This is a genomic window from Endozoicomonas euniceicola (assembly GCF_025562755.1).
Lineage (GTDB): Bacteria > Pseudomonadota > Gammaproteobacteria > Pseudomonadales > Endozoicomonadaceae > Endozoicomonas_A > Endozoicomonas_A euniceicola.
Map to the genome: position 1 here is coordinate 5,146,334 of NZ_CP103300.1, position 24,318 is coordinate 5,170,651.

A 24,318-nucleotide genomic window follows, 5' to 3' on the forward strand; every position below is an offset into this window, starting at 1 on the left:
TGCAGCTGACACTAGTCTTCTTTAGCAATTTTTATCCATGCATCCCGCCAGTGACTGCCTTTTCCGGGCTGATAATGGTAGGCGCTTTGGCCACACCAGCCACTGAATGGGAAGGGCCTGCATTCATAGTCTTGACCATCAAGGGAAACCCTTGATCCTCCATGATAATGAGTGCCTTCTTTCCAGGCTGGGTAGTGACCTTCTGATGATGGAACCACCTCAATAATTTTTGATGCACTGCCCTGGTTACCTTCGTTATCCGTCACGACCAGTGAAACACTGACATCGAAAGCAATTTTTGTGGCAGGTGCAGTGAATGAAACAAACGTATTGTCTTCTGAAGGTTTCAGGGTGATCTGCCTTGATGAACTCCACTGGTAGTGGGGGACTTTGCCAACGATGTCAGGGTCACTGAACATGGCTGTAACTTGCAATTCTTTCTGCGAAGCTACTTTGTTCTCGCTACTCAGTTCAATACTAATGGGAGTTCCACATGAGTAGGGATCAATCATAAGGCTCATGGTGTCAATACCCTTGGCACCTTTGTTGTCTGTAATTTCCAGCTGGAACTGATATACCTGAGAGGTATCAGCGGGCATGACGTTTACCGTGGCTACGTCGTTGTTTTGGTTAGTGAGGTCGAGCCTGCGGCCTGTCCCAATCTCTGTCCATTCCCAGTGGGTGATTTTATTATCGCCGTAGGCTTTTGACGCTCTGCCGTCAAGTTTTACAGCGCGAAGTCCACTTTCCGGTGCCATGACATTCAGGTCACCTCCGGCATAGGCTCTGGGCGGTATAATGCCGCTATCATCTTTGATAACAACATTGAATTTGTCGATCAGGCACTTGATGTAGTCACCTTCGATGAAAGCATTGTAAGCGGTTTGATAGCTGACCAGCTTGCAACGATAGGAAAGGCCGTCCTTGTTATTAGGGTTCCATGTATAGTCCTGATCCCAGTAGATATTGATAGCGGCTGAGCTGTTAGCGTCAAATTGCCTCATGTTGGCGCAGCCTAGTTTTTCGTCTTTTGGTATGGGCAATCCCAGATATTCAGCAATTTTTTTATAGTATTCGATTCTGTTTAGGGACTGTGCATTTTCAACCGGACCACCGCATTCTACGCCGCCATTGATGATCATAGTGGTGACGCCAAAGCCGGGGCTACGCTCGCTTTCCAGGTCAAATTGATTGGGCATCCATCTTCCGTCCATCACGCTGAGCATATTAGGCTTGGGGGGGGCTGGGAAGATGTAAAAAAAGGCGGCGCTGGCCAGATTTAACCAGGTGTCAGCCACTCTTTCCGGCGAGTTCAACAGTGTGCGGACATTGTTGTAGATGGAAATGGAGAATGGCCCATAGTTGTAGTTATAACTCAGCTGTTTGGCGCCGCGCCCAAAGTAGCTTTTGTACTGCCCATTCGGAAATTTGCCGCAAGGGTAGGCTTTGCCCTGCCATAAATCAGGGGCGCAGATGCCGTAGCCATTCTCGGACTTTTCTGTCCAGCCTATCTCTCTCAGGTATGCCAGCCCCTGCCGCCATTCCGGATATTCTCCGCCTGGAATATGGGCACCGGTTTCCTGAGTGAAATGTGCAAACATGGTGACCAGGGCTCTGGTGCAAATTGCATCGGAATCTTTGTCGTCTGCGTAGGTTTGACATAATGCCGGATATTTGCCAATACCTTTCAGGAAGTTCTCATAGGTGTACTCTTTTAGCCTCTTGGGAAATATAAAATCCCATTTTTCGGATGGAAGGATTCTTTCTACGCGCTTAACATTTTCAGGATTGTTAGCGCCATTCGGACATATTGCTTCTACAGACTCATTATCCAGAGTTCGTTGGTCACGCCTGGCTTCGCCGAACATTGGGTTGTCAGCTTCAGCTGTCTTAATAATGGCATCCCTCTGTTCAAGAACCTTATTTTTGTCCAGCACATGAGGTTTGCCTGCTTTTGCTTTTGAAACAGCGTTGAGGTGTCTGATTTCTTCTTGCTTGTCTTTGTATTTGGTAGTGACTTCTCGCATCAGTCTGTTGAAGTAGTTGTCATGTTTTGCTTCTCTTTCTGCTACTTCGTTTAACTGTGCAAGGTTTAATTGGTCCGGGGGCAAAATCCTTTTTTGACCAGGTTCATCCGGAGACTGTGTCTGGGTAATCCGGTCTTTGAAAAATTGACTCAGACCTTTCGTGACTAAGGATCTGATTTTGCTGATCTCAGGATTATCAGGTTCCTCGGCTTTTGAAAACTGCATATTGCCGCTGCCGGGTGAAAAAGTTTCAGTTAGTAAGGGTTGGCTTAGCCGCTCGGTCTCCTTATGTACGTAAAGGATCATGAAGTTGTAGACTTGTCGATATTTCTGTTTTTCCGACAATGAGTATTCAGGTGAAAGGGCATAAACCAAGGGGGCTGAAAATACGTACAGGCACAGAGCCTTGAAAATAGTGCGCAGGGTGGAGCGGTACTTGTTCTTCATGAGAAATACCTGAAACAGAGAGGTCTGACAACAGATCAAAACGCTGTTTGGTTAGTCAGCCAGAATTGGAGATAAAGTCTTGTTGAATGGGCGTAGAAAACAAACTTACTGAGAAAACAGCCTTTATTGTAGCGCTCATTGGGCGATTGTTACCTTTTCTAACCCATTTCATTGTAATAATTTTTTATTACTCATCGCCTTTTACAAATCAATTAATATAAAGGCTTAAAGATGAGAGGAAGTTTTTCTGCTTAATATACAAGCTTTAGCGGGAGGAGGTCACACAATTGCGTCAGGTGCTCTTTGTAATGGATAAGGGTTGCGAGGCAGTCACTATAAACAGCTGTAAATGTAGAGATGTCAGTTTCTTTAAACTCTCCCGCCTTTGAATTCGCGATCTCCCGACAGGTATGATCATCGCAGTCAAAAAATACCCAGAGACGATCATGCAGGGGCTTCAATTCCGGGTTCTGTGTAATGGCAATTCCCAGCATAGATAAAAATCGGGAAACGATCAGTTGCTGGTCTGGCTGTTCCCAGTTTGTGGGGGCACTGGGTAAGACTTGAGATTTGAGTAAACCTTCAAAACCTGAAGGTTTCAGAGTATTTAAAGTGAGGCGCGTAGTGTCTGGAATCGTTATATTTCTGACTGAAGATGCATTCATATGCCAGTCTTTATAAACGTCTGTGGTCACTTTGTTCAGCGCCTGGACGGAGTGTTCTAATGGTGTTTTTAACAACACTGATTGTATAGCTTCATCCAGTGCGGGAAATTCCTCAGTGGTAAATTTGTGATAAAGCATTGCAATGTCCAGGTTTTCGTCTGCTGCTACTGTATCTGCCACTGGCGTAAAAGCAGACAGAAGTAGAATCAGGCTGAAACAAGGGGTTGTGGTAAAAATAGCGGCAAATGCCCTGCTGAATACTTTCATATTATCGCTAAACCTTTTAAATTTATGTCCCGTTGAGCGTATCCCCCTGTGACCATTTGACCAGCTGGGATATAATCGACCATTTGCCAGCCTGAACGAGAATAAGCCGCCCAATGCAGTTGATCCGCGGATTGCACAATATTAGACCAGAGCACCGGGCCTGTGTCGCAACGATAGGGAATTTTGATGGTGTTCACCTTGGGCATCGCACCATTCTTGAAACCCTGCGACAGCAAGCCTTTGACCTTGGTGTCAGGGTCTGTGTCATTACCTTTGAACCCCAGCCAAGAGAGTTTTTTCAGGGGCATAAAGCACCGGCCAGGCTGACCAGCCTGCGGGAAAAACTGTCGCTGTTGGACGATTGTGGAGTGGATCAGGTCTTGTGCCTGCCTTTTGGCAGCAAACTGCAGAACATGACGCCCGACGAGTTTGTCATGGATATTCTGGTGCAGGGACTGGACGTTCGTTACCTGATTGTGGGCGATGATTTTCGTTACGGGCTGAACCGTGCCGGTGACTTTTTCCACCTTCGGAGCATGGGTGACCGGCATGGTTTTGAGGTGTGTGACACCCGCACGGTAACACACGATCAGAACCGCATTAGCAGTACAAAGGTACGAGATTTATTGGCAAACGCAGACCTGAAAGGTGCAGCGCATCTACTGGGGCGTCCATTTGCTATGTTTGGGCGAGTGATTAAAGGGCAACAGCTGGGACGTACGCTGGGTTTTCCCACTGCGAATATCCGGGTTTGCCGTAATCGCCTGCCAGTACAGGGCGTGTTTGCGGTGCGGGGCTGGGTGGAGAGTCATGGCTCGCTGAAAAGCTATGATGGTGTGGCTAACCTGGGAACACGGCCAACCATTGATGCGACAACTGCCTTGCTGGAAGTTCACCTGCTGGACTTCAAAGGAGACCTGTATGGTCAGACATTGCGGGTTGAGTTTGTCGAAAAAATTCGTGATGCCCAGAAATTTGAATCGCTCGAAGCATTGCAGGCAGCCATCAGTAATGATGTGACCACTGCCCGTGGTATTTTGACTGATTAAACGAGTAATATTTCAAGCTTTAAGAATTCCTCTTAATGCTGACCGATGTGATGGTGAGATTCCGGTAACAAGACTATGACCGACTACAAGCACACATTGAACTTGCCAGAGACTGATTTTCCGATGCGCGGAAATCTGGCCAGGCGCGAGCCGGAAATGCTCAAACGCTGGTACGACATGAATCTGTATGAAGAGATTCGGAATGTCAGTCAGGGGCGTGACAAGTTCATTTTGCATGATGGCCCTCCTTACGCCAATGGTGATATCCATATTGGTCACGCCGTTAACAAGATTCTCAAGGACATCATTGTCAAGTCCAAAACCCTGAGTGGTTTTGACGCGCCTTATGTCCCCGGCTGGGACTGCCATGGCCTGCCTATTGAGCACAAGGTTGAAGGCATGCTGGGCAAGGCGGGCGACAAGGTGGACTTTAAAACCTTCCGCAGAAAGTGTCGTGAGTACGCCGCCAAACAGGTGGATGGCCAGCGAGACGATTTCAAACGCATGGGTATTCTGGGTGAGTGGGACCAACCTTACCTGACCATGGACTTCCAGACGGAAGCGGACATTATCCGTGCGCTGGGTAAAATCGCCGACAACGGTCATCTGGTTAAAGGCTACAAGCCGGTTTACTGGAGTGTGGTGGGTGGTTCTGCGCTGGCTGAAGCGGAGGTGGAGTATCAGGATAAAACTTCTACCCAGGTGGACGTACGTTACGCTGCGCTGGATGAAGCGGATCTGCTGTCTGCTTTTGACTTTGATAGTGGCGAGGATAGTGGCGAGGACAGTGGAGAGAATAGCGGCGAACAGGGTGAAGGTGAAGTTGCGGTGGTTATCTGGACCACGACACCATGGACCCTGCCATCTTCCCAGGCCGTGACCCTGGGGGCAGAGTTGGGCTATGCGCTGGTACAGTGCGAAGTCAACGGCGCACCAGCCCGGCTGATTCTGGGTGAAGAGCTGCTGGAAAGCGCGATGGAGCGTTACGGCATTGAAGACTTCACCATCATCGCCCGGACGCTGGGTGCGAAGCTGGAAGGCAAAAAGGTAGCTCATCCGTTTTACGATCGTGAGCTGCCAATGATCCTGGGTGATCACGTCACCACGGATGCCGGTACAGGCTCTGTTCACACGGCGCCTGACCACGGTGTCGATGACTTTAATGTGGGCAAAAAATACGGCGTTACCACCCTGAACTATCTGGACGACGCTGGTGTGTTCCGCAGCAACGTTGAACGCTTTGCCGGTGAGCATGTTTACAAAGTTGACCCGCTGGTGGTTGAGGCTCTGGTTGAGAATGGTCGCCTACTGGCTCAGTCGAAATTCCAGCACAGCTATCCGCACTGCTGGCGTACCAAAACGCCTCTGATTTTCCGTGCCACGCCACAGTGGTTTATCAGCATGGAAAAAGAAGGTCTGCTGAAAACGGCTCAGGCGTCTCTGAAGGATGTGAAGTTCACGCCTGACTGGGGACGTAACCGCATGGAGTCCATGCTGTCCCAGAGCCCGGACTGGTGTGTATCCCGCCAGCGCACCTGGGGTGTGCCGATTGCGCTGTTTATTCATAAAGAAACAGAAGAGTTGCACCCGGATACCCCGGCACTCATTGAAAAGGTCGCTCAAAAGGTTGAGCAGGACGGTATGGATGCCTGGTTCGATCTGGAACCGGCTGAAATTCTGTCCGCGCAGGATGCCGACCAGTACGTTAAGGTGACTGACACTCTGGACGTATGGTTTGACTCCGGTGTTACCCACTATTCGGTACTGGATCGTCGTGAAGGCCTGCAGTCGCCCGCTGACGTTTATGTTGAAGGTTCTGACCAGCATCGTGGCTGGTTCCAGTCTTCCCTGAAGACCGGTATTGCGACGAAAGGTGTGCCTCCTTACAAACAGCTGCTGACCCACGGATTTACAGTAGACGCCAATGGTCGCAAGATGTCCAAGTCTCTGGGCAATGTGATCGCACCGCAGAAAGTCTTTAAATCACTGGGTGCTGATATTCTGCGCCTGTGGGTATCTGCCACGGATTACACCGCAGAAATGACGGTTTCTGATGAGATCCTGAAGCGTACCGCAGACAGCTACCGTCGTATTCGTAATACGGCACGCTTCCTGTTGTCTAACCTGAGCGGCTTTAACCCGGAAACGGATATCGTTGCCTGGGACGATATGCTGTCTCTGGACCGCTGGGCGGTTGACCGCGCCCTGAACCTGCAAAAAGATGTGATTGAAGCGTACGACAGCTTTAACTTCCTGAACGTTTACCAGAAAGTTCATCACTTCTGCGCGCTGGATCTGGGTGGCTTCTATCTGGATATCATCAAGGATCGTCAGTACACCACCCAGGCAAACAGTCTGGCTCGTCGCAGCTGTCAGACCGCGATGTATCATATCGCTCAGGCCTTTGCACTGTGGATTGCCCCGATCTGTACCTTTACGGCGGATGAAATCTGGCAGGCCATTCCGGGTCAGCGCAGCCAGCACGTTTTGCTGGATACCTGGTATGAAGGTCTGCTGGCGATGGATAGCAGTGACGTTGACTGGGACTCCATCCTTGCGGTGAAAACTGCGGTGAACAAAGCATTGGAAGATGCCCGTAAGGAAGGCGTAATTGGTGGTGGTCTGGAAGCCGACCTGGTCCTGTTTGCCAGCGAAGAACTACAGCAGAAACTGAACCAGCTGGGTGAAGAACTGCGTTTTGTTCTGATCACTTCCAAAGCAGAACTGAAGCCACTGGCTAAAGCGACTGATGCGATGGCTACCGATGTGGAAGGCCTGAAAGTAGCGGTTGCCAAGTCTGCACACGAGAAGTGTGACCGTTGCTGGCATCGTCGTGAAGACGTTGGTCAGATTGAAGCGCACCCAAGCCTGTGTGGTCGTTGCGTTGAAAATGTTGATGGTCAGGGTGAAGTGCGTCGTTACGCCTGATACCTCCTGATACCTGAAGCAGCATTGAAAAATCCCGGATAGTCTCTTCTGTCCGGGATTTTTTTGTCATTATTCAAACAGGTTAATATTGCATTCTTGAGGTTAATTCCCCGATGACCTTGTCATGACCCCTTTATTCACTTACGGCTACTCACTGACAGCAGAGGTGGTACAATCGCACCACTTAAAAGTGCCACGCACATTGTCTCTTTTTGCTGTAAGACATACGCAAGAATAACTGGTTCAGATTATTTACGTCTCTGGCGGTAGCGTATCTGAATATTTCTCCTGTGCTGGCTGCCGACCTTAAAGGCTTTTCCCGCAGCAACCTGATGACCATGCGAGCCTTTGCAGATGCCTGGCCGGATTTCACGAAGAGCCAATTGTCCGACAGTCGGTTGGACAAATACTCTGGAGGCAGACACGCTTGCTGTTGGTAAGATCAGTGTCAGGTGTCTTTGTGCCGATCTTTGCTATATTCATACCCCAACCAATAAAAACAGGTAGTAGTTATGGGTTTAGAAGCCAGAGTTGAGCGCCTTGAGTCACACTTTGAAGCGCTGGATAGTGCAGTACGTAGCCTCATCAATATCACTGGTGATACACACCAGGAGATACTGGCCACAAGGCAAGAAATGCGTACACGGTTTGCCCAGCAGGATCGTGAACTTGCAGGTATTAAAGCCGATGTCTCTGCCCTGGCAGAAGCAATGCTCGCAGCTTTCAAGCGAAGTGATGAGCAACGCGGAGAGACACAAGAGCGTATAAACCAGCTTGAACTTCTCATCCGTCAATCCTTTCCAAAAAACTAACATGCCACTTCCCAACTCGTTCTACCCGACTGCTTTCGGCAGCGGGTAAACTTCGGGTTATAACAGTGTATAAGGGGGAATCAATGAGCGCCACTATTCGTAAAATCGGTAACTCCTCCGAAGAGCGAAACCGGCTGGTGATCACCAAAGCAAAGCGCTGCCCCCGCTACTCGCTGGAGGAACTGCTGGCACAATGCGACACAGGAGCACAGATGCCTGAAGAGCTGAATAAATGGGATACCCTGCCGCCAGCCGGAGATGAAATGCTGTTAATGCGCTAGCACTATAAAGGTGGAACAAGCAGGAGCACCGAATTATGGCAACGCTAACCATAAGAAACCTGCCCGATGAGCTGGTCGAACGCCTGAAGCTGAAAGCCAGGGCCGCTAACCGCTCTATGGATCAAGAAGTTCGGGAACTACTGGAAGCCAGCTACCCAAAAAAACAAGATACGATTGATCGAAACACTGGCGCAAACCCGCTTCTTTAGAGGCGGGTCTAGCCAGCGCAAGGCGCTAGCCTTGCTGTGACGATCGTTTAGAAGTCTTAACGAATTTTCTGAAAGTGGCACTCCATTTGCGGGCAGGTTTCTGAAAAGATCTCACGAAGTTGATCGGTCATTTCCCTCGTGAATACGTTCCGGCGATACTTTGCTGAAAATACTAGTGCTGCCTGCATGGTTTTTAGCGCTTAGCTGCTCTAGCATAAAGGCATTCAACATAACAGGCACTGCAATGCTTCAGGGCATCCGATTAAAAGCCAATCCAACAGACCAGCAAAAGCTGATCCTGTCTCAGTGGATGGGTTGCGCCCGGTTTATCTGGAATGCCAAGTGTGACGAACATCGCTACTACAGCGCCTACGCAAGAAAATATTGCCCTGTCGGGACATTTGCGCCGGTTGACACTAAGGCCGCTCAATTTAAAAGCAGAGAGCTTTCGCCGTGGCTCTATAGCTGTCCCAGCCAGATAATCAGAAATTCAGCTACTCACTGGTATCACACCTTCCAGAAGCACATGAAAGGGTTGTGCGGCAAACCAAAAAGAAAGCCAAAGACAGACAAGGGCAGCATTTACCTCACAAAAGAATTGTTCCGGTTCGATGTCTGTGAAGACGGCGTAACCCGCTTATTCATTGGCACAAAGACCAACAATATTGGTTATCTGTCGTTCAAGTCCCACGGTGCATTCAACGAGCCAAAGTCCCTTTACATCAGGAAAGAGATTGGTCGTTACTTCGTTTCTTTCTGCTATGACGATGGATCGGAAGAACCCGCAACAGAAAAGGAACACCTGGAGTACCTGAAAGGCGCTTCTAAAGAATGGCTGGAAGAATATGTCATTGGCGTGGACCGTGGTGTTGCAATACCAGCGCATACCGGCGTGAAGGCTTACGACTTCACGGAGAATCAGAAAAAGAGCATGGATAAGCGCAAGCGGTACGTTGAAAAACTACAACGTCGTCTATCTCGCCAAAGCAAAGGCTCTAACCGTAGGCAAAAGACAAAAAAACGGATAGCCCGTCAACATAAGAAGGTTGCCAATATCCGACAGGACTTCTGCCACAAAACCAGTCGGAAGATGGTCGACAGCAAGGCTAAGGTCATCATTTTCGAGAACCTGAAAACCTCGAAGATGACTCGCAAGCCAAAGGCCAGGAAAGATATAAACGGCAAGTTTGTTCCAAATAGAGCCAGGGCCAAAGCAGGGCTCAACAAGGCTGCGCTAAATGTTGGCTGGCATTATCTGGAAAGTTACACCCGCTACAAAGCGGCAAAAGCAGGTAAGGCAGTATTCAAAGTACCTGCACATTATACGAGTCAAGAGTGTGCGGAATGCGACTACACTCACCCCGACAACCGCAAGACACAGGCACTGTTTTCTTGCGGTAGCTGCGGACACGTTGACAACGCTGACCGAAACGCCAGCATCGTAACTAAGAAATGAGCAATTAATTTACTTTTAGACTCTGGAACGGAGTTCGTCGGCAAGGGTATTCCTGTGCTGACTAAAGGACGTGGAGCCATTCGTAAGACGAGAAAAGCCAAGGCTTCTTTCGCATCTGGCAACGAAACGTCAAAAAAGAAAAGAACGGTAACTACTGCGGTAGCTGCTTAGTATTGGAAGCTCGCTCCTTCAGGGGCGAGTAGTTCACCGAATCAGAAATCGCTGGAAGCAGCTTCCGGAAACCCATCATGATGAGATGGACGAGTGGCGCAACGAAGGACGCCCATAATGCCAGATAAACCCATGAAAGCCGCTGTCATTGATACCATGGTGTTTGCCTATGGCCTTCTAAACGAAACAAATTATGGAAAAGACTCACTGGCCGCCATCGCTGGTACAGAAACCATTCACGTTCCTGACTCAGTCAGGCCAGAACTGACAAATGTGTTATGGCAATGGATCACCCGTAAAGCCATATCCGTTCAAACCGGCCTGGACCTGCTTCAGGATGCCAACACCCTGTTCAACCAGGTTCATCCAAGCGAGCATTACTGGCGTGAGGCTCTGATTCTGGCCTGTGAAAACAAACACCCGGCTTACGACACCCTTTTTATTGCTGTGGCGAAAGCTCAGGTCATTCCTCTGGTGACTTACGATAAAAAGCTGTTGCAAAAATACCCTGACATCACCGTCAGATCGGACGTGTATATTCAGGCGTAACTTTTCTACAAACCGCTTCAAAATTAGCAATTAAGACACCGCTTTTCCCTATTGTTGCCTCCAATTGTTATACCTTTGGCGGATCATGATTGCGCATTTCACAAAGCCGCTCCTCACTCATTAACCAGGGCAGATAAGGAGTGAGATCATTAGGTGGCTTCCTGCCATTTATGGCACAAGCCTCAAGATAGGCACCCAGCCAGATTTTTGGATTAATATCCCAAAGCTTTAGCGTCATAAAAACGCTGAATAGAAAAGCGGCTATATCAGCACTCCATACGCTGCCAGAGCCGTAGTAATTCTTCCTGCCAACGACACCTGTGCGCAGTGCTTGCTCTGCAGCGTTGTTATCCATGGGGATACCGGGATCAGTGACAAAGCGGGTCAATCCTTCCCAGTGATTCTGTAGACTTTCGAGCACTTTTTTCGCTCTGACTCGCAGTTTAGGACGATTAAGTTCCTGATCCCTCTGGATTGCCATCTGCTCTACCTGATGTTCAAGCCGTAACTGCTGTGTTGCTAGCTGCTCTGGTTCATCAAGCACTTCAAGTCGCTGACTATTAAGATGATATAAACGACCAATCCTGTTCACCCAGGTGGCGCTCCATTTCTCCAACTCCGGATCACCTCGTTGAGCGTCAATAAAATCCCGCCTGACGTGAGCCCAGCAGAAAGCTAAATTAATAGACACCGCATCATTCGCAAGCTTTTTGTACGCTGAGTATCGGTCACACACCAGCGTTCCAGCCCCGTCACCAATGATCGACTCTGGTACGACAGCCGCACGGGTGTCAGCAATGCTGAAATAAACCGCCTGATCACAGAGAAATACCCAAAGCCAATGTTTGTGAGAACCTGTGGTCTCATGTGCCCAGCTGATCCACCGGGTTTCATCAGCATGCCACTGATCGCTACTGGCGACGAATTCCCGAGTAGCTTCGGCAACCGGCTCAAAAAAGGGCGTTATAGCTTCCAGGCCAAAGGAGATGGTCGCCTGCGACAGTTCCAGTCCCTGAGTCTTATAAGACTCAAGTTGCCTGTTTATGGGGATGCCGTATGCGTACTTATTCAGCAACAGCTCCACCCAGACAGAAATACCAAGCTTTCCTTTGTTGATGAGTCTTGGTGGAGGTGGTGGAGTAGTAATATTGGGCGTTTCAGGGCACTGGCAAGTTTTTTGGTAATGCCTTCGGTGATAACGACGAACGTGAGCCTTAACTTCAACTTCAATTACGTCGCAGCTGTCGTCATTGAAAAAAGACTTGAATGGCCGGTGACAGACTGTACAACACTGTTTGTCCACTGGTAAGTCTACAGACTCATGAACCACTGGCAGGTTGTTGTGAAGATGGCGACCAGAGCCGGGGACTCCGGGCTGGTGACCTCGTTTTCGATTTGAAGGTGGCCGGGTAGTATTGCCACTTTTCTTTGAAGAAGAACTGGTCTTCTCTGATTTACGACCGAAAAGCAAGTGCTTCATGTGTGCCAGTTCTGATTTCAGATCAGCGACCTGGGTGTTCAACCCAGCCATTTCGGCTTTATGCTGAGCGATAAGAGAGGCATTTTTAGCCAATACTTTTTTCTCTCGGCCACAGGCCGCCTTCCACATGGCATGCCAGAGGTTGGCCTGCTGTTTTAGCTGGATGTGTTCCTGCTTGGTGAGGATGACCTGCGAGGTAGCAAAGGGGGCAGGCAGTAATGCAGGTGTTGTGCCTGATCCTGAAACATGAGCATTTTGCATACTCTAAAAGTAGACGACTTTGAGCTTATGTTTAGTGGTTTGTAGAAAAGTTACATTCAGGCAGTGGTAAAACGGTGTCAGGCCTTGCAATTTGCATAACTGCACAATGAAAGACCTGACACCACGGCATTTGCCCCACGGCATTGCCTCGCTAATTTTGCTTTTTACTCTGCTGTCCAGATTCTCAATCTGCTTTTCCAGCGGGATAGTTGAACCTAAATTCAGCAGTTGAACGCCACTGAGCCATGCCATTAGGAATAGCTTCTCACGGTTCTGAGCAGCGTTTTTTTAAGTCATTAGCCCGATCGAATTAATGGTTGCATCGTAATAACCTGCCCTTTTTTCAAAAATTTTGAGACCGCTTTCGTTAAAATACGACACCATGCGTTAATTGGATTCAACTGCGGTGCGATACTTTTGATTGAATCAAAAAAATCACACAGTTCACTTTGTAATTTCGCAATTTTATACATCCATCGATGCTGGCTTGTCAGCTTTATTTTCTTTTGGTTGCCAGAGTGGGTCAGCTTGCCAATTGAACTCATTAATAAGGGGCGGCTGGTAATTGATTCTTTATGGGAGTCCGGATTACTCAATCGAACGTATAGCGTCCACCAGTTGTAAACCAAGGCAACCATTCGGGCCAGCATTCGACATCTTGCCATATCTTTTGTTACATAACCGCCCCAGCCCCATTGGTTTTTGATTTCATCAAAGTTATTTTCACAGTCAGCCCTATTGCGATAATGATTAATGATCGAGACTATATCATTATCAAGAGATGTGACCAGAACCGAATACTCGTAAGCTTTTATATTTTCTGGCTCTTCTATTAATGCTAACGTTTGTTGACGTTCTTTTATTCCTTTTTCCAACATCGGTATTTCATTTTCAGGACGCCGTCTTCGAACAATAATTATGCGTCTTTCTTTTTTCCAACCTGACAGTTTAATTACGGATTCTTTTCCCTCCCAATGGTTGTCGTATTTTACCCATCCTCCGCTACAGTGTGCATTCCCTATGGCTTTCTTAACGTTGCCGTGCTTCTTCATTTTAAAAAGATAATGACAACCAGCATCTTCCAATTCGCTCATTACCCGGTCACTTCCCCAATCACAATCACCACGAACAAATTCAGGCCAGCAGCGTTTTGGAAGTCGATTTAATAGCTCCATTAAACCGGGTAAAGAGTATTTACTTTGACTTTGATTTCCGGGTCTGACTTCAACCTCCAGTATTAATTTAAGATTAGCCATCATATATGAGTGGTAAGTATGAGAGGGTCTCCCTTTCTTATGTGGGTTATAGCCATTAACCGCTCCTTCCTGATGCCCATAAATGGTTTTCACGGTAACATCAACATCCATAATCCATGGAATGGTTAATAACGGATCAAAACAGAGATGGAGGTATTTTTGCATCCATTCAACGCCTTCATCTTCGTCAATCTTCTTTAAACCACGCCTGGCAGAATCATCGCTGACAATTTTTTTCATCCCGAGCAACTGAGCGTTTACTTTATCACCAATAATTGTTCCGATATGCGCATAGCGTTTATGTCCTGAAAGAATGGAAAGCATTAATGAGCCAATCACATCCACTTTTTGAGGGGCGTTTGGGCTTTTATAAGTTAGTGGGCAATCGTTAATCCAGGGTTCAAATCGGTGACCTGTTTTTAAAAACTGTATAAAAAAAGGAAGCTGTCCCATTGGGGTGACCGATGCTTCAGGCTCCCACTCGACATGAATTTTACCGTCGAAAGAATCGACTTCGAGTTTGACGGATAAGGGATCTTTTTCCATTTCAGACAACTCACCCTTTGGGGGAGTGGGTTTTGGTGGTCGAACCATCTTCGAGCCCTCAATATTGTTGAGGGTTAGAGTTTAGCTCAGGGGTTAACCGCTGAATTTAGGTTGAAGGTCTGAATACCAAGATAAAACTCACTACGAGAAAATCGTATGGACTCAGAACCTATAGATGTGCAGAAATCGCCCTATATCATGCGCTTGGCAAGCTACCTGAGCCAGAAACTGCCCACAGATTTCACTGACGAGGCATTTTTTTATAGCCAAAATCCGTTTTTATAATCACTCTATCATCGGGGTGATCAAGGTTGACATCTCTGAAAAGACGTTTTTCCTGCAGACGCATATAAATACCCCAAAGATGATCTTTGCCGGTAATTACAAGAAAAATCTGCTGATCTGGAAAGTCGGCTATCACCTTTTTTATATTATGTACTGCTCTTCTGTTTCGTTTACCAACCAGATAAAGTTCATAATCGCCACCATTCCTGATGCAAAAGTCATCTTCCATCCAATGATTGATAAATTTAAATTTATGCAGATCGGGTGTTTTAAACTTTTTAGCAAAAGAGCTACTATAGTCAGATTTACACTCATCAATATCTTTCAGAATGCTGTGTAGCCAGTGAATATTATTGCTTGAACTGGCGTAGAGCATTTGTATCCATTGTTCTGACGTGAAGCACTTGAAGTTGTTATCACCACTACGGCTGTGACCCAAACCAATTAAATATCTACCATGATAACCTGGTGATATGGCTCCTATCTGGTTGAGTGCCGGAGTCAATAGTGATGGCAACTGCTCCGATCGGTAATAATTGTTTTCCCTGAGTTCTCTCACTAATTCTGTCAGACCAAACTGTTCAACTTCATCATCAGGGATACCCTCAAGAATTCTATGTTTGAAATGGTGAATAAACTCAGAGCCTGCATCAAAACCTTCCTGATTGTGAACATGAGTTTCACCTAATAGGATGACAAGCTTATCATCCTCGCTTCTCAAACCTCTCAACATATAATAATCAGTTTCAAATCCGATTTTATTATATTCATTAAGTTTTCTAATAGGAGATATAAGTCCATGCTGTTGTAGAAACTGCTCATCACTCAGTGTTTCTGCCTTTGTATGGAGGCAGAACGAAGTTGTGAAGGCAATAAGAATAAATAACTTCCATGAGTTCATAAAACACCTTTATCTATATCTGTCAGCGTAAATACTTGGCTACAACGATTGCACTTGGCATTGCACTTGTTTTTAAGAGAATTAAATTATGAGACATTCGTACAATGGAAAAGTTCACTTTTCTGGCCAGGTCAGTGAAACTTCAGCTATTCATCGTTCGGCCAGTGGCGTGTCAAACGGTGTCAGGTCTTGCAATTTGCATAACTGCACAATGAAAGACCTGACACCACAGCTGCTGGACACCACAGCTGCTGCTTGAGCAGTTACGACCTGACACCCAATGATTAAACTACGCACCGCCACTCATTAACAAGACGGAGTGTATCCGTGACAGAGACTTATAAAGTCGTCGATATTCAGGAGGATATGGACAACCCGGAAGATCTCGGTACCAAAGAAAAGTTTTGGTATCGCTACAACAACCAAAAGTGGCTGTTTAAAAAATCTCGGCCTCTGACCGGAGAGCACTGGTCAGAAAAAGTGGCGGAGCAACTCTGCCAACAACTCGGCATCCCCCACGCTAAGTACGAACTGGCAAGATATCAGGGCGATATTGGCATCACCAGTTTAAGCATCATCGAAGACCGCGGAAAATGGCGAATGACGCTGGGCAACCAGCTATTAATGATGGAAGACAGTAGTTATCCCGGTGAAAAGAAAGGCCGCTTTGTCCGGGTTAAAGAACATACGGTTTATAAAGTACTGGGGATTCTGGATTCTGCCAAAACCCACAACCAGCCCCCGGTCTGGCCCGGCCTTCCGGACAGCCTGGATGCAGCAGGGGTATTTGTAGGCTACCTGTTGCTGGATGCACATATCAGCAATCAGGACAGACACCATGAAAACTGGGCGATATTGCTTAATGGTGAAACCGGAGAACAGTTTCTATGCCCAAGCTATGACCACGCCTCAAGCCTTGGATGTACTGAGCCGGATAAAAAACGTTTGGCCCGGCTGACAACAAAAGACAAAGGCTATAATGTTGAGGCTTATGTCAGTAAGGCAACTTGTGCACTGTACAAGTCTAAATCTGATGCTAAGCCACTAAAAACCATAGAGGCGTTCAGGCTGGCCAGTCGGCAAAGGCCGAAGGCCGCCCGGTACTGGCTGGAGCAACTGAAAATTCTCGATAAAGACAGAATACGCAACATACTGGCCAAAGTACCCGACGAAGTCACAACACTCGCAGCCATGCAGTTTGCTGAAAAAATGATTTTGGAAAATAGAAGGGGCTTGTTATGCGCTCTCAATTGAACAGTGTGTTTTTAGCCTGGCAAGACCCGAAGGAGCGAAGTTGGCACACGGTGGGTAAGCTCACTCAGAATAACCAGCTGTTCGAGTTCCATTACACCCGTGGCGCTTTAACCTCTGAAGCCTTTATTCCGTTCACCGGCATGAATGACCTTCAGGCCACTTATCAGTCAGACAGCCTGTTTCCCCTGTTTGCTAACCGGGTATTGTCTGAGCGCAGGCCAGAATACAAAAAACTGCTTTCCTGGCTGGGGCTTGCCGATGAAAAACAGAGCCCGATTGTTATCCTGTCAAAAACCGGTGGCATTAAAAGCACTGACAACCTTCAGGTATTTCCTGAAGGAGTATCATCACCAGAAAAAGGTTTTGAGATTGATTTCTTCGCACACGGCCTGCTCTACATTACCGACTCTGCCCGTAGCCTGATTAAAAGCTTAAAGGTTGGTGACAAGCTGCTTTTGATGGAAGATGTTCAAAATGAACATGGCGGCCTGGTCATGGCTGTTCGTACGTCAGATACACCAGAGATTATTGGCTATTGTCCTCGCTTTCTGGCTGACCGGTTATCCGATGCTATGGATGCGGGAGCAGAGCTGGACTTATCGATTGCCCGTGTCAATGCCAATGCGCCTCTTTATTACCAGTTGATGTGTAACCTTAAAACCGGTGCCATTCCAGCCGGTACACCGTTTAAAAACGATGAGTTTTTAAAGGTTCCCGATAAAATCCATTGATACGCCACACTGCGATCATTCATTTGCCGTTGTGGTTTTTACCTTTGCCGCTATTAGCCTGTTTCAATAAAACACCAGCTTTATTTTGTTGTATGAACTTTTTTAAATATTCTTGCCTGGCTCTTTTTCTGTTCGGAAAAAAGGGTCGGGTCTTGCAATTTGCATGACTGCACAATACAAGACCTGACACCTAATTCCTTATTTGCCAAAAGTGGGAGGAGTCCATTTCATTTGTTATGCTGCAGCAGCCAACCCCTCATAAATCTCAGGGAACTATTTCTTGCAAGAGTTATCAAATATGATAACCTTTCTGTATGAAGTGGTGTATCACGTTTTACAGCAAGAAAGTAGAGGAAGAGACTCTGGGGTTTCCTACGGGGATCTTGGCTAACTTCATCCATATAGCTGAAATGATTGAAGAATTCGGTCCTGCCCTTGGCAAGCCATATACAGCTTCAATGGGTGATGGTCTCTTCGAGATTAGCGGACTAGCCCACCCTGCGGGCACACATCCCAGAGTAACTCTTTTAATAAGCTAACCTTGAGCCTTCGTTCTACGATAAGGAGGAAGGCATATCCAGGCCAAAGGCCGAACGCACACTGGTGCCCCGTGCCCGGAGTTTAGCGTGGTCGGGAGGCTGGCGACCGCATCACTGATGACGCCTGGCGATCTCGTTCGGAAGACTGCATATGATCGACAGCCCCATACCCAGATATGCCTTCGCTCTGGAGTATAGGTAGGCAATCATGAAGCACAACCCAAAACCCACTAAAGCACAAAAACGAATATCTGGTCATCTTAAAACCGTCAACCTCTACGCGGCAGGCATTGATATTGGCTCAGAGTTCCACTTTGTTGCTGTCCCTGAAGAGCTGGATGATAAGCCTGTCCGGTCTTTTGCCTGCTTCACTGCTGATCTCGAGATGATGGCCCAGTGGCTTGTATGTATCGGGATTACCACCGTAGTCATGGAGTCCACCGGAATATACTGGATTCCTGCTTTCGAAATGCTTGAAGAGCACGGGCTTGAAGTCAGGCTGGTGAATGCACGCCACGTTAAAAACGTCCCTGGTCGTAAAAGTGACGTACAGGACTGCCAGTGGTTACAACAACTGCATACACATGGCTTGCTTGAAGGTGCTTTTCGTCCTGAAGATCAGGTGTGCGCTCTGCGTGCTTAGGGGCGCAGCATTCAATAACTTACCGGGCTGTTGGCTTTTGGCTATTAGCTGCTCATACAGCCAACCGCCAAAAGCCAAAAGCCAACCGCCAAAAGCCAAAAGCCAACAGCCAACAGCCAACAGCCAACAGCCAACAGCCAACAGCCAACAGCGGTATATTATGTTCTGCTGCTTCCCTTACATGCGCCAACGTGAAACCCTGATCCGCTATCGAGCGTCGCACATACAGCACATGCAGAAAGCCTTACGCCAAATGAACCTGCTGCTGGATAATGTCGTTTCGGATGTTACCGGCAAAACCGGGATGAGCATCATTCGTTCCATCCTCAGGGGTGAGCGCGATCCTGTAGTATTGGCGAGCCACCGTGATTCCCATTGCAAGCAATCAGAGAAAGTCATTGCTAAATCATTGCATGGACACTATCGGGCAGAGCATTTGTTTGCTCTGAAGCAGGCCGTTGAGCTTTATGATTTTTACGAAAAGGAAATCGAAGCTTGTGATAAGGCACTTGAGAATCAGCTGAGTCAGTTCGATGATCAGGTCGAAAGCGCCTCATTGCCTGCAAAGAGAAAATCAGCCAGCGCCCCCGGCTTTGATGTAAGAGCTCACCTTTACAGGATGACCGGGGTCGATCTGACAGCGATCGAGGGGATAGAAGAAAATACCGCCCTGAAAGTTATTTCTGAGACAGGGACGGACATGAACCGCTGGCCGACAGAGAAGCACTTTTGTTCCTGGCTGGGGCTGAGTCCCGGAAACAAAATATCCGGGGGAAAGGTGTTAAGCAGTAAGACCAAAAGGATTCCAAACAGGGCTGCTTCAGCTCTGAGGATGGCCGCATTGACACTGGTAAATTCAAAAAGTGCCCTAGGAGCCTATTATCGCCGGATGAGAAGTAAGCTGGGTGCACCCAAAGCGATTGGGTGCGGTTCATTTGCTACGACGCTCTACCCCAGCAAAACCAACTACTTTGACGACCGAGAGCAAAGAAAAAAGGGCTGTTTCGTGGTGATATAACGTCGCCAAACAAATAACACCGGAAAAGCAGCCCTTTGTGAACGCATCTTACGCTAATACTCTCGACTTTCAATTTTTTTCTCCTGCACAGGATCACTTTAATAGCATGATCCGCCACCTCGAATCTGCCTGCCTGCAGGAACATGGCACAACTGAAGAGTACATTCGAACCAATGGGGACGAGCTGCTTCGGCTAATGTTTCAGGGCTATCTCGATAAACAGGCTGAAGATGAAGAAAGAGCAGTGTCTGTCACTCCCTCTGACGGCATACCTCGTAACCATATTCGTCAAAATACCAGCCGGGTTCTCACCACGGTGTTTGGCAAGATAACGGTCAAACGGTTTGCTTATAGCCAGCGCAATGTCTCCAACGAATTCCCACTGGATGCCGGGCTCAACCTTAATAACGACCAATATTCTGATGGTGTACGCAAGCGTGTGGTCACGGATGCTATTGATCGTTCTTATGACAATGTCGTCAAACGGCATCGTGAAAATTGCCCCGGCATAGTTGGCAAGCACCAGGCAATAAAGCTGGTTGAAGGCACAGCTCAGGATTTTGTCGAATTCTATGAACAACGAACCATAGAAGATGAGCAAACAGATGATCTATTGGTTCTGAGCTTTGATGGGAAAGGTCTGGTCATGTTGCCAGATGGGTTAAGGGAAGCGACCCGCAAGAATGCAGAGAAAAGCAAGAAAAAATGTCAGACACGTTTAAGTCCGGGAGAAAAGAAAGACCGGAAGCGTATGGCTATGGTGGCGACTGTTTACACTGTGCGGGCAAACCCACGCTCACCAGAGTCCATCATGAACTCTGAAAAGAAAGCGGACAATGTCGTCAAATTTCGACCTCCAATACGCAACAAGAGGGTTTGGGCCAGTGTTGAGAGGGACGGAGAAACAGTCATCGAAGAAGCCTTTGATGAGGCTCTCAAGCGTGACCCGGAACGAAAACGACAATGGGTTGTCGTGGTCGATGGGCATCCGCATCAACTGAAAATGATTGAAAGAGTCGCCCGCAGAAAACAGGTCAAAACCAGCATCGTAATGGATTTCATTCATGTGCTGGAATATCTGTGGAAAGCCGCTCATTGTCTGCATGATAAAGGTGATAAATCTATTGAGAAATGGGTTGAGCAGCAAGCACTGAAAATTCTTCATGGGCAGTCGGGCTGGGTAGCCAGGGGCATAAAGCAAAGTGCCACGAAACGAAAATTGAAGAATCGGGAAGCTATTGATAAATGTGCTGGCTATCTGCAAAAAAACAGAGACCGGCTTTGCTACGATAAGGCGCTGCGCTCAGGCTTTCCTATTGCCAGCGGAGTGATTGAAGGCGCTTGCCGACATTTGATAAATGACCGTCTTGATATAACAGGCGCACGATGGAGCCTGCAAGGCGCGGAAGCCATTCTGAAGCTTCGCTCAATAAACTCCAGTGGAGACTGGGATGAATACTGGTCATATCACCATTCGTGTTCTAAGAAACGAAATTACGGTGAGTTGGTGGTGAATAGGGCTTCGTCGTAGCAAATGAACCGCACCCAAAGCGATTACAGCGACTGCACACAAACTTGCACGACTGATTTATAGCATGCTGAAAAATGGATCAGAATATGTTGAGCGAGGTCAGGATTACTACGAGGAGCAGTATCGTGACCGAGTGATTAAAAATATGAAAAAGCGTGCAGAAGAAATGGGGTACAAGCTGGTCAGGGTTGAAACAGCCTCACCAGCTTGACTCTGTGCAAGTGGCGAGACCGGAGGAGTTACTCAGAAGAGCAAAAGGCAAAGAAGGTATTGGTCGTTCTCTGTTCTGTCAGGTAAAGGGGCAAGAAGTTATTGTTCTTAACTCCTTCATCAAAAAGACTCAGAAAACACCCAAAAAAGAGCTGGAACTTGCCAGAAAGCGAATGAAGGAGGTCAAAAATGACAAGACCAACATTTTCTGATTTCAAGAAAAAAGCTCTTAAAGACCCAGAAGTAAGAGCTGAATATGAGGAACTGGAACTCGCCTACGAGTTGCGTAAGCAGCTTATAGCTCTCCGTAAGGAAGCAGGTTTAACCCAAGAAGAGTTAGCGGAGATTTTGCATACTCAGAAAAGCAATATTTCTCGCTTAGAGAATGTTAATTCAAAAACATCTCCAAAGCTTTCCACAATCGAAGATTATGCAAAGGCCATTGGTTACAAGGTAAAAATCAGCTTTGTGCCACAAGCTGCAACATAACAAGTGACTATGGTATCAACTACTAATTACCCAGCAATATTGGGGTTCCACAGAGCCCCATCTCTGACTAAAACAGCGTCAGGTCTTGCAATTTGCATATCTGCACAATGAAAGACCTGACACCACAGCACACAGCACGACCCCTCTTCTTCTCTCTGACTCTGGCTTTGCACGATTGTAGCTTTTAAGCTACGTTTGTTATCATGATTACGATCAAGCAGCATGACACTTTCAGACAGTGGCTAAAAGCAGTCAAAGACCCAAAAGCTAAGTCCCTCATCCTGTCTCGCATCAAGCGCATGGCATTTGGGTTATTTGGTGATGTTAAGCCAGTTGGAGGCGGGTTCAGTGAACTGAGGATAGATACCGGCAAAGGCTATCGTGTTTACTTTATGCGCCAGGGTGATGAATTGATCATTCTGCTGTGCGGCAGCCAGAAGAAAAACCAGCAGAAACAAATAGAGCTGGCTAAAACACTTTACAAAGAGTGGAGAAACGAAAATGAATGAGAAATTAACAGACTTCGATCCGGCTGAGTACCTGGATGATGACGAATCCATACAGCACTACATTGATGAGGCTGTTGCCACCGGGCATGCAGGCTTTATTGCCGACTCTCTGGGAGTGGTTGCAAGAGCAAAAGGAATGACCGCCCTGGCAAAAGCAACCGACCTGTCTCGTGAAAGCCTGTACCGATCATTAAGCGGGGAAGGCAACCCGAACTTAAAAACATTACTGGCTGTGTGCTCTGCACTTGGCGTGACACTACATATTGGAAAACCTGCTCAATCGTAAAGCTCCCTCTTTTAGGGAGCACAGGCGAAACAGTCCGTAGTTTACCGGCCTTTACGCTGACCTGACAGGTTACCACTAGGGCATGGTGGGCTGGCACGTAAAACGGTATCAGGTCTTTCAATTTGCATAACTGCACAATGAAAGAACTGCCCCCCAATTTCCTATTTATTCATGACTCCATTTCAATCGTAACATTCCTATGTTTATCAATCTTATAAATAGCATCAGGGCTTTCCCTAAATTACTGGGCAGCTTCCGGGTCGCCATAAAGCTCCAATAGCGTTGCGTATCGCTCAGGCAGGATATTAAATATGTAATCCAGCTTGTCTTCGTCTTTTTCTAAAAATTCTAGTAGTTCAAATGCAAGCCTTGGTTTAAGTAAAGTTTTTACAGTTTTATCGTATTCTGAGCATTTAGAATCTTTTTCTAAAAAACTATCTTCTACTTTAGAAATGGGTTTTTCATTGAAGACGTCAATATCTTTTTCATTCATGTATGACATGAAAGAGGAATGTAGGTCTTCGGCGTCTATCAGATCTAGTTTTGGCTTTTCAGCACTTATGAACCACAAAGTAAATAAGAAATTTAATTTAGTTAACGGCAACTCTTCAGAAAAAAATAAATCGTTTTAATTTCTTCGTGTAAAAACGCCTCAACCTCTACTTTAGATGCAAGGTACTCAAATTCTTTTATATTGTTTTCTCTTTCTTTGATTTGGGGCATGTCTTTAAAACATGATTCTCTTATCTCAATACCCATAGATTGTTTTATGAAATCAAAATGCGGAACATGTTTTTCTTTATTCATCTGAAGAACATGAATATTTTCATGAGCTAATAACAACAACCTTATGCTCTTGTATCTTTCTTTTGAAACAAATATAGAATCAAAACCATCCATTTTTTCTCTAATAAAAAATCCAGCAGCATCAGGTTTGTAATTAGGTGAAAAAAACTTTCCAAAAATTTTTGACACAAATTTACATGCAATAAATACAAATACACATAAAAACAATGGAGAAGCTAGCAGCATTGTAAGAAAAAAAACTATTTTATAAAGAGAATAATAGAGAAAATAAAGTAACTTTTTTACAAAAGAGTTTTTGACATATCCATCAACTTTGACACGAAAGTCAGAAAAAGCTTGTTCAAAGACAAATTTGTATAATATACATACCAAGAAGCTCTTGTTGTCACTATCAACTTTATCACGAAAGCCAGGATAGTCTTTATCGAAGCCTTCAGCCAAGTGATCTCTACATGAATTTATAAGAAAGTCTTTATTCTCAGTATTAAACATTGACTTAAGTATTTTAAGTGTTATTTTTAAAATCTGAAAACGCCCTGTAATCGTATTCTTCCCCAGAACTTTCACTTTATTTTCAACCACAGAATCACACTTAAGCGGATAGGGCGGAAAGTGACCAAAGTCTTCAGTTAGAATTGATTTTGAAGTAGTTTCTTCGAAAACGAATTTATTAAATAGTCTGTTAAAAATGCTAGTCATTGTCTTGAAGTG

The 24,318-nt window shown here is 46.5% G+C and carries 25 protein-coding genes and 2 pseudogenes; 18 read left to right on the forward strand and 9 right to left on the reverse strand.

Annotated elements, in window-relative coordinates; all coding sequences use genetic code 11:
* Positions 1–11: 11 nt before the first annotated feature.
* Together NX720_RS20840 and NX720_RS20845 are read right to left on the reverse strand one after the other, a co-directional pair.
* Positions 12–2,474 (reverse strand): glycoside hydrolase family 19 protein, encoded by a 2,463-nt coding sequence (locus NX720_RS20840; protein WP_262597208.1) that lies wholly within the window; start codon positions 2,472–2,474, stop codon positions 12–14.
* A gap of 251 nt (positions 2,475–2,725) precedes the next feature.
* The gene (locus NX720_RS20845) at positions 2,726–3,319 is read right to left on the reverse strand and encodes a hypothetical protein (RefSeq protein WP_262597210.1); all 594 of its coding nucleotides are present in this window, start codon (positions 3,317–3,319) and stop codon (positions 2,726–2,728) included.
* Between the two features lie 200 nt (positions 3,320–3,519).
* On the opposite strand from NX720_RS20845, the gene ribF reads away from it, so the two are divergent.
* The 5 genes from ribF to NX720_RS20870 all read left to right on the forward strand — a co-directional run bounded on the left by ribF (position 3,520) and on the right by NX720_RS20870 (position 8,685).
* On the forward strand, positions 3,520–4,455 hold the full coding sequence (ribF, locus tag NX720_RS20850; RefSeq protein WP_262597211.1) for a bifunctional riboflavin kinase/FAD synthetase: 936 nt from the start codon (positions 3,520–3,522) through the stop codon (positions 4,453–4,455).
* Between the two features lie 75 nt (positions 4,456–4,530).
* Positions 4,531–7,383 carry an isoleucine--tRNA ligase gene (ileS, locus tag NX720_RS20855; protein WP_262597212.1) on the forward strand — a complete coding sequence of 951 codons (2,853 nt, stop codon included), beginning with the start codon at positions 4,531–4,533 and terminating at the stop codon, positions 7,381–7,383.
* 512 nt (positions 7,384–7,895) lie between these two features.
* Positions 7,896–8,195: a hypothetical protein gene (locus NX720_RS20860; RefSeq protein ID WP_262597213.1), complete on the forward strand. Its 300-nt coding sequence runs from the start codon at positions 7,896–7,898 to the stop codon at positions 8,193–8,195.
* 83 nt (positions 8,196–8,278) lie between these two features.
* The gene (locus NX720_RS20865; protein ID WP_262597215.1) at positions 8,279–8,476 is read left to right on the forward strand and encodes an AbrB/MazE/SpoVT family DNA-binding domain-containing protein; all 198 of its coding nucleotides are present in this window, start codon (positions 8,279–8,281) and stop codon (positions 8,474–8,476) included.
* 35 nt (positions 8,477–8,511) lie between these two features.
* The gene (locus NX720_RS20870; protein ID WP_262597216.1) at positions 8,512–8,685 is read left to right on the forward strand and encodes a FitA-like ribbon-helix-helix domain-containing protein; all 174 of its coding nucleotides are present in this window, start codon (positions 8,512–8,514) and stop codon (positions 8,683–8,685) included.
* Positions 8,686–8,741: 56 nt separating this feature from the next.
* Here NX720_RS20870 and NX720_RS27280 read toward each other — a convergent pair whose 3' ends face one another.
* Positions 8,742–8,873: a transposase gene (locus tag NX720_RS27280; protein WP_404831012.1), complete on the reverse strand. Its 132-nt coding sequence runs from the start codon at positions 8,871–8,873 to the stop codon at positions 8,742–8,744.
* Positions 8,874–8,929: 56 nt separating this feature from the next.
* On the opposite strand from NX720_RS27280, the gene NX720_RS20875 reads away from it, so the two are divergent.
* Both NX720_RS20875 and NX720_RS20880 read left to right on the forward strand, forming a co-directional pair.
* Positions 8,930–10,141 carry an RNA-guided endonuclease InsQ/TnpB family protein gene (locus tag NX720_RS20875; protein WP_262597218.1) on the forward strand — a complete coding sequence of 404 codons (1,212 nt, stop codon included), beginning with the start codon at positions 8,930–8,932 and terminating at the stop codon, positions 10,139–10,141.
* Between the two features lie 288 nt (positions 10,142–10,429).
* A complete protein-coding gene (locus NX720_RS20880) occupies positions 10,430–10,861 on the forward strand; it encodes a type II toxin-antitoxin system VapC family toxin (protein ID WP_262597219.1) in 432 nt (143 codons plus the stop codon).
* Positions 10,862–10,928: 67 nt separating this feature from the next.
* Here the strand turns inward: NX720_RS20880 and tnpC are convergent, their stop codons facing one another.
* The 4 genes from tnpC to NX720_RS20905 all read right to left on the reverse strand — a co-directional run bounded on the left by tnpC (position 10,929) and on the right by NX720_RS20905 (position 15,590).
* The gene (tnpC, locus tag NX720_RS20885) at positions 10,929–12,602 is read right to left on the reverse strand and encodes an IS66 family transposase (RefSeq protein ID WP_262595368.1); all 1,674 of its coding nucleotides are present in this window, start codon (positions 12,600–12,602) and stop codon (positions 10,929–10,931) included.
* 3 nt (positions 12,603–12,605) lie between these two features.
* Positions 12,606–12,854: a hypothetical protein gene (locus NX720_RS20890; RefSeq protein ID WP_262597221.1), complete on the reverse strand. Its 249-nt coding sequence runs from the start codon at positions 12,852–12,854 to the stop codon at positions 12,606–12,608.
* Positions 12,855–12,898: 44 nt separating this feature from the next.
* The gene (locus NX720_RS20895) at positions 12,899–14,452 is read right to left on the reverse strand and encodes a transposase (protein ID WP_262597223.1); all 1,554 of its coding nucleotides are present in this window, start codon (positions 14,450–14,452) and stop codon (positions 12,899–12,901) included.
* A 193-nt stretch (positions 14,453–14,645) separates the two neighbouring features.
* Positions 14,646–15,590: a hypothetical protein gene (locus tag NX720_RS20905; protein WP_262597225.1), complete on the reverse strand. Its 945-nt coding sequence runs from the start codon at positions 15,588–15,590 to the stop codon at positions 14,646–14,648.
* A gap of 327 nt (positions 15,591–15,917) precedes the next feature.
* Between NX720_RS20905 and NX720_RS20910 the strand changes: the two genes are divergently transcribed.
* The 11 genes and pseudogenes from NX720_RS20910 (at position 15,918) to NX720_RS20955 (ending at position 22,800) form a co-directional block, all read left to right on the forward strand.
* Positions 15,918–16,844 (forward strand): HipA domain-containing protein, encoded by a 927-nt coding sequence (locus NX720_RS20910; RefSeq protein WP_262597227.1) that lies wholly within the window; start codon positions 15,918–15,920, stop codon positions 16,842–16,844.
* Positions 16,829–17,575: an HIRAN domain-containing protein gene (locus NX720_RS20915; protein WP_262597228.1), complete on the forward strand. Its 747-nt coding sequence runs from the start codon at positions 16,829–16,831 to the stop codon at positions 17,573–17,575. Before NX720_RS20910 ends, NX720_RS20915 begins: the two co-directional genes overlap by 16 nt.
* Positions 17,576–17,889: 314 nt before the next feature.
* The gene (locus NX720_RS27285) at positions 17,890–18,114 is read left to right on the forward strand and encodes a type II toxin-antitoxin system RelE/ParE family toxin (RefSeq protein WP_404831013.1); all 225 of its coding nucleotides are present in this window, start codon (positions 17,890–17,892) and stop codon (positions 18,112–18,114) included.
* 208 nt (positions 18,115–18,322) lie between these two features.
* Positions 18,323–18,754 (forward strand): annotated as a pseudogene (locus NX720_RS20920) (IS110 family transposase); the annotation flags it as partial.
* A 184-nt stretch (positions 18,755–18,938) separates the two neighbouring features.
* Positions 18,939–19,775 (forward strand): transposase, encoded by an 837-nt coding sequence (locus tag NX720_RS20925; RefSeq protein ID WP_262597230.1) that lies wholly within the window; start codon positions 18,939–18,941, stop codon positions 19,773–19,775.
* 37 nt (positions 19,776–19,812) lie between these two features.
* Positions 19,813–21,306, forward strand: a complete 1,494-nt coding sequence (locus NX720_RS20930; protein WP_262596131.1) for an ISKra4 family transposase — start codon at positions 19,813–19,815, stop codon at positions 21,304–21,306.
* A 10-nt stretch (positions 21,307–21,316) separates the two neighbouring features.
* Positions 21,317–21,517, forward strand: a pseudogene (locus NX720_RS20935) (hypothetical protein); the annotation flags it as partial.
* Between the two features lie 10 nt (positions 21,518–21,527).
* Entirely contained in the window at positions 21,528–21,728 is a 201-nt protein-coding gene (locus tag NX720_RS20940; protein ID WP_262597232.1) for a type II toxin-antitoxin system RelE/ParE family toxin, read from the forward strand.
* The gene (locus NX720_RS20945; protein WP_262597234.1) at positions 21,706–22,005 is read left to right on the forward strand and encodes a helix-turn-helix domain-containing protein; all 300 of its coding nucleotides are present in this window, start codon (positions 21,706–21,708) and stop codon (positions 22,003–22,005) included. Before NX720_RS20940 ends, NX720_RS20945 begins: the two co-directional genes overlap by 23 nt.
* A 203-nt stretch (positions 22,006–22,208) precedes the next feature.
* Entirely contained in the window at positions 22,209–22,514 is a 306-nt protein-coding gene (locus tag NX720_RS20950) for a type II toxin-antitoxin system RelE/ParE family toxin (RefSeq protein ID WP_262597236.1), read from the forward strand.
* Positions 22,507–22,800, forward strand: coding sequence for an addiction module antidote protein (locus NX720_RS20955; RefSeq protein ID WP_262597237.1), 294 nt, complete (start codon positions 22,507–22,509; stop codon positions 22,798–22,800). The genes NX720_RS20950 and NX720_RS20955 overlap by 8 nt, the downstream gene beginning before the upstream one ends.
* Positions 22,801–23,041: 241 nt before the next feature.
* Here the strand turns inward: NX720_RS20955 and NX720_RS20960 are convergent, their stop codons facing one another.
* Complete coding sequence (locus NX720_RS20960; protein WP_262597238.1) at positions 23,042–23,293, reverse strand: hypothetical protein; 252 nt, start codon at positions 23,291–23,293, stop codon at positions 23,042–23,044.
* A gap of 101 nt (positions 23,294–23,394) precedes the next feature.
* Positions 23,395–24,306 carry a hypothetical protein gene (locus NX720_RS20965; RefSeq protein WP_262597240.1) on the reverse strand — a complete coding sequence of 304 codons (912 nt, stop codon included), beginning with the start codon at positions 24,304–24,306 and terminating at the stop codon, positions 23,395–23,397.
* Positions 24,307–24,318 lie beyond the last annotated feature (12 nt).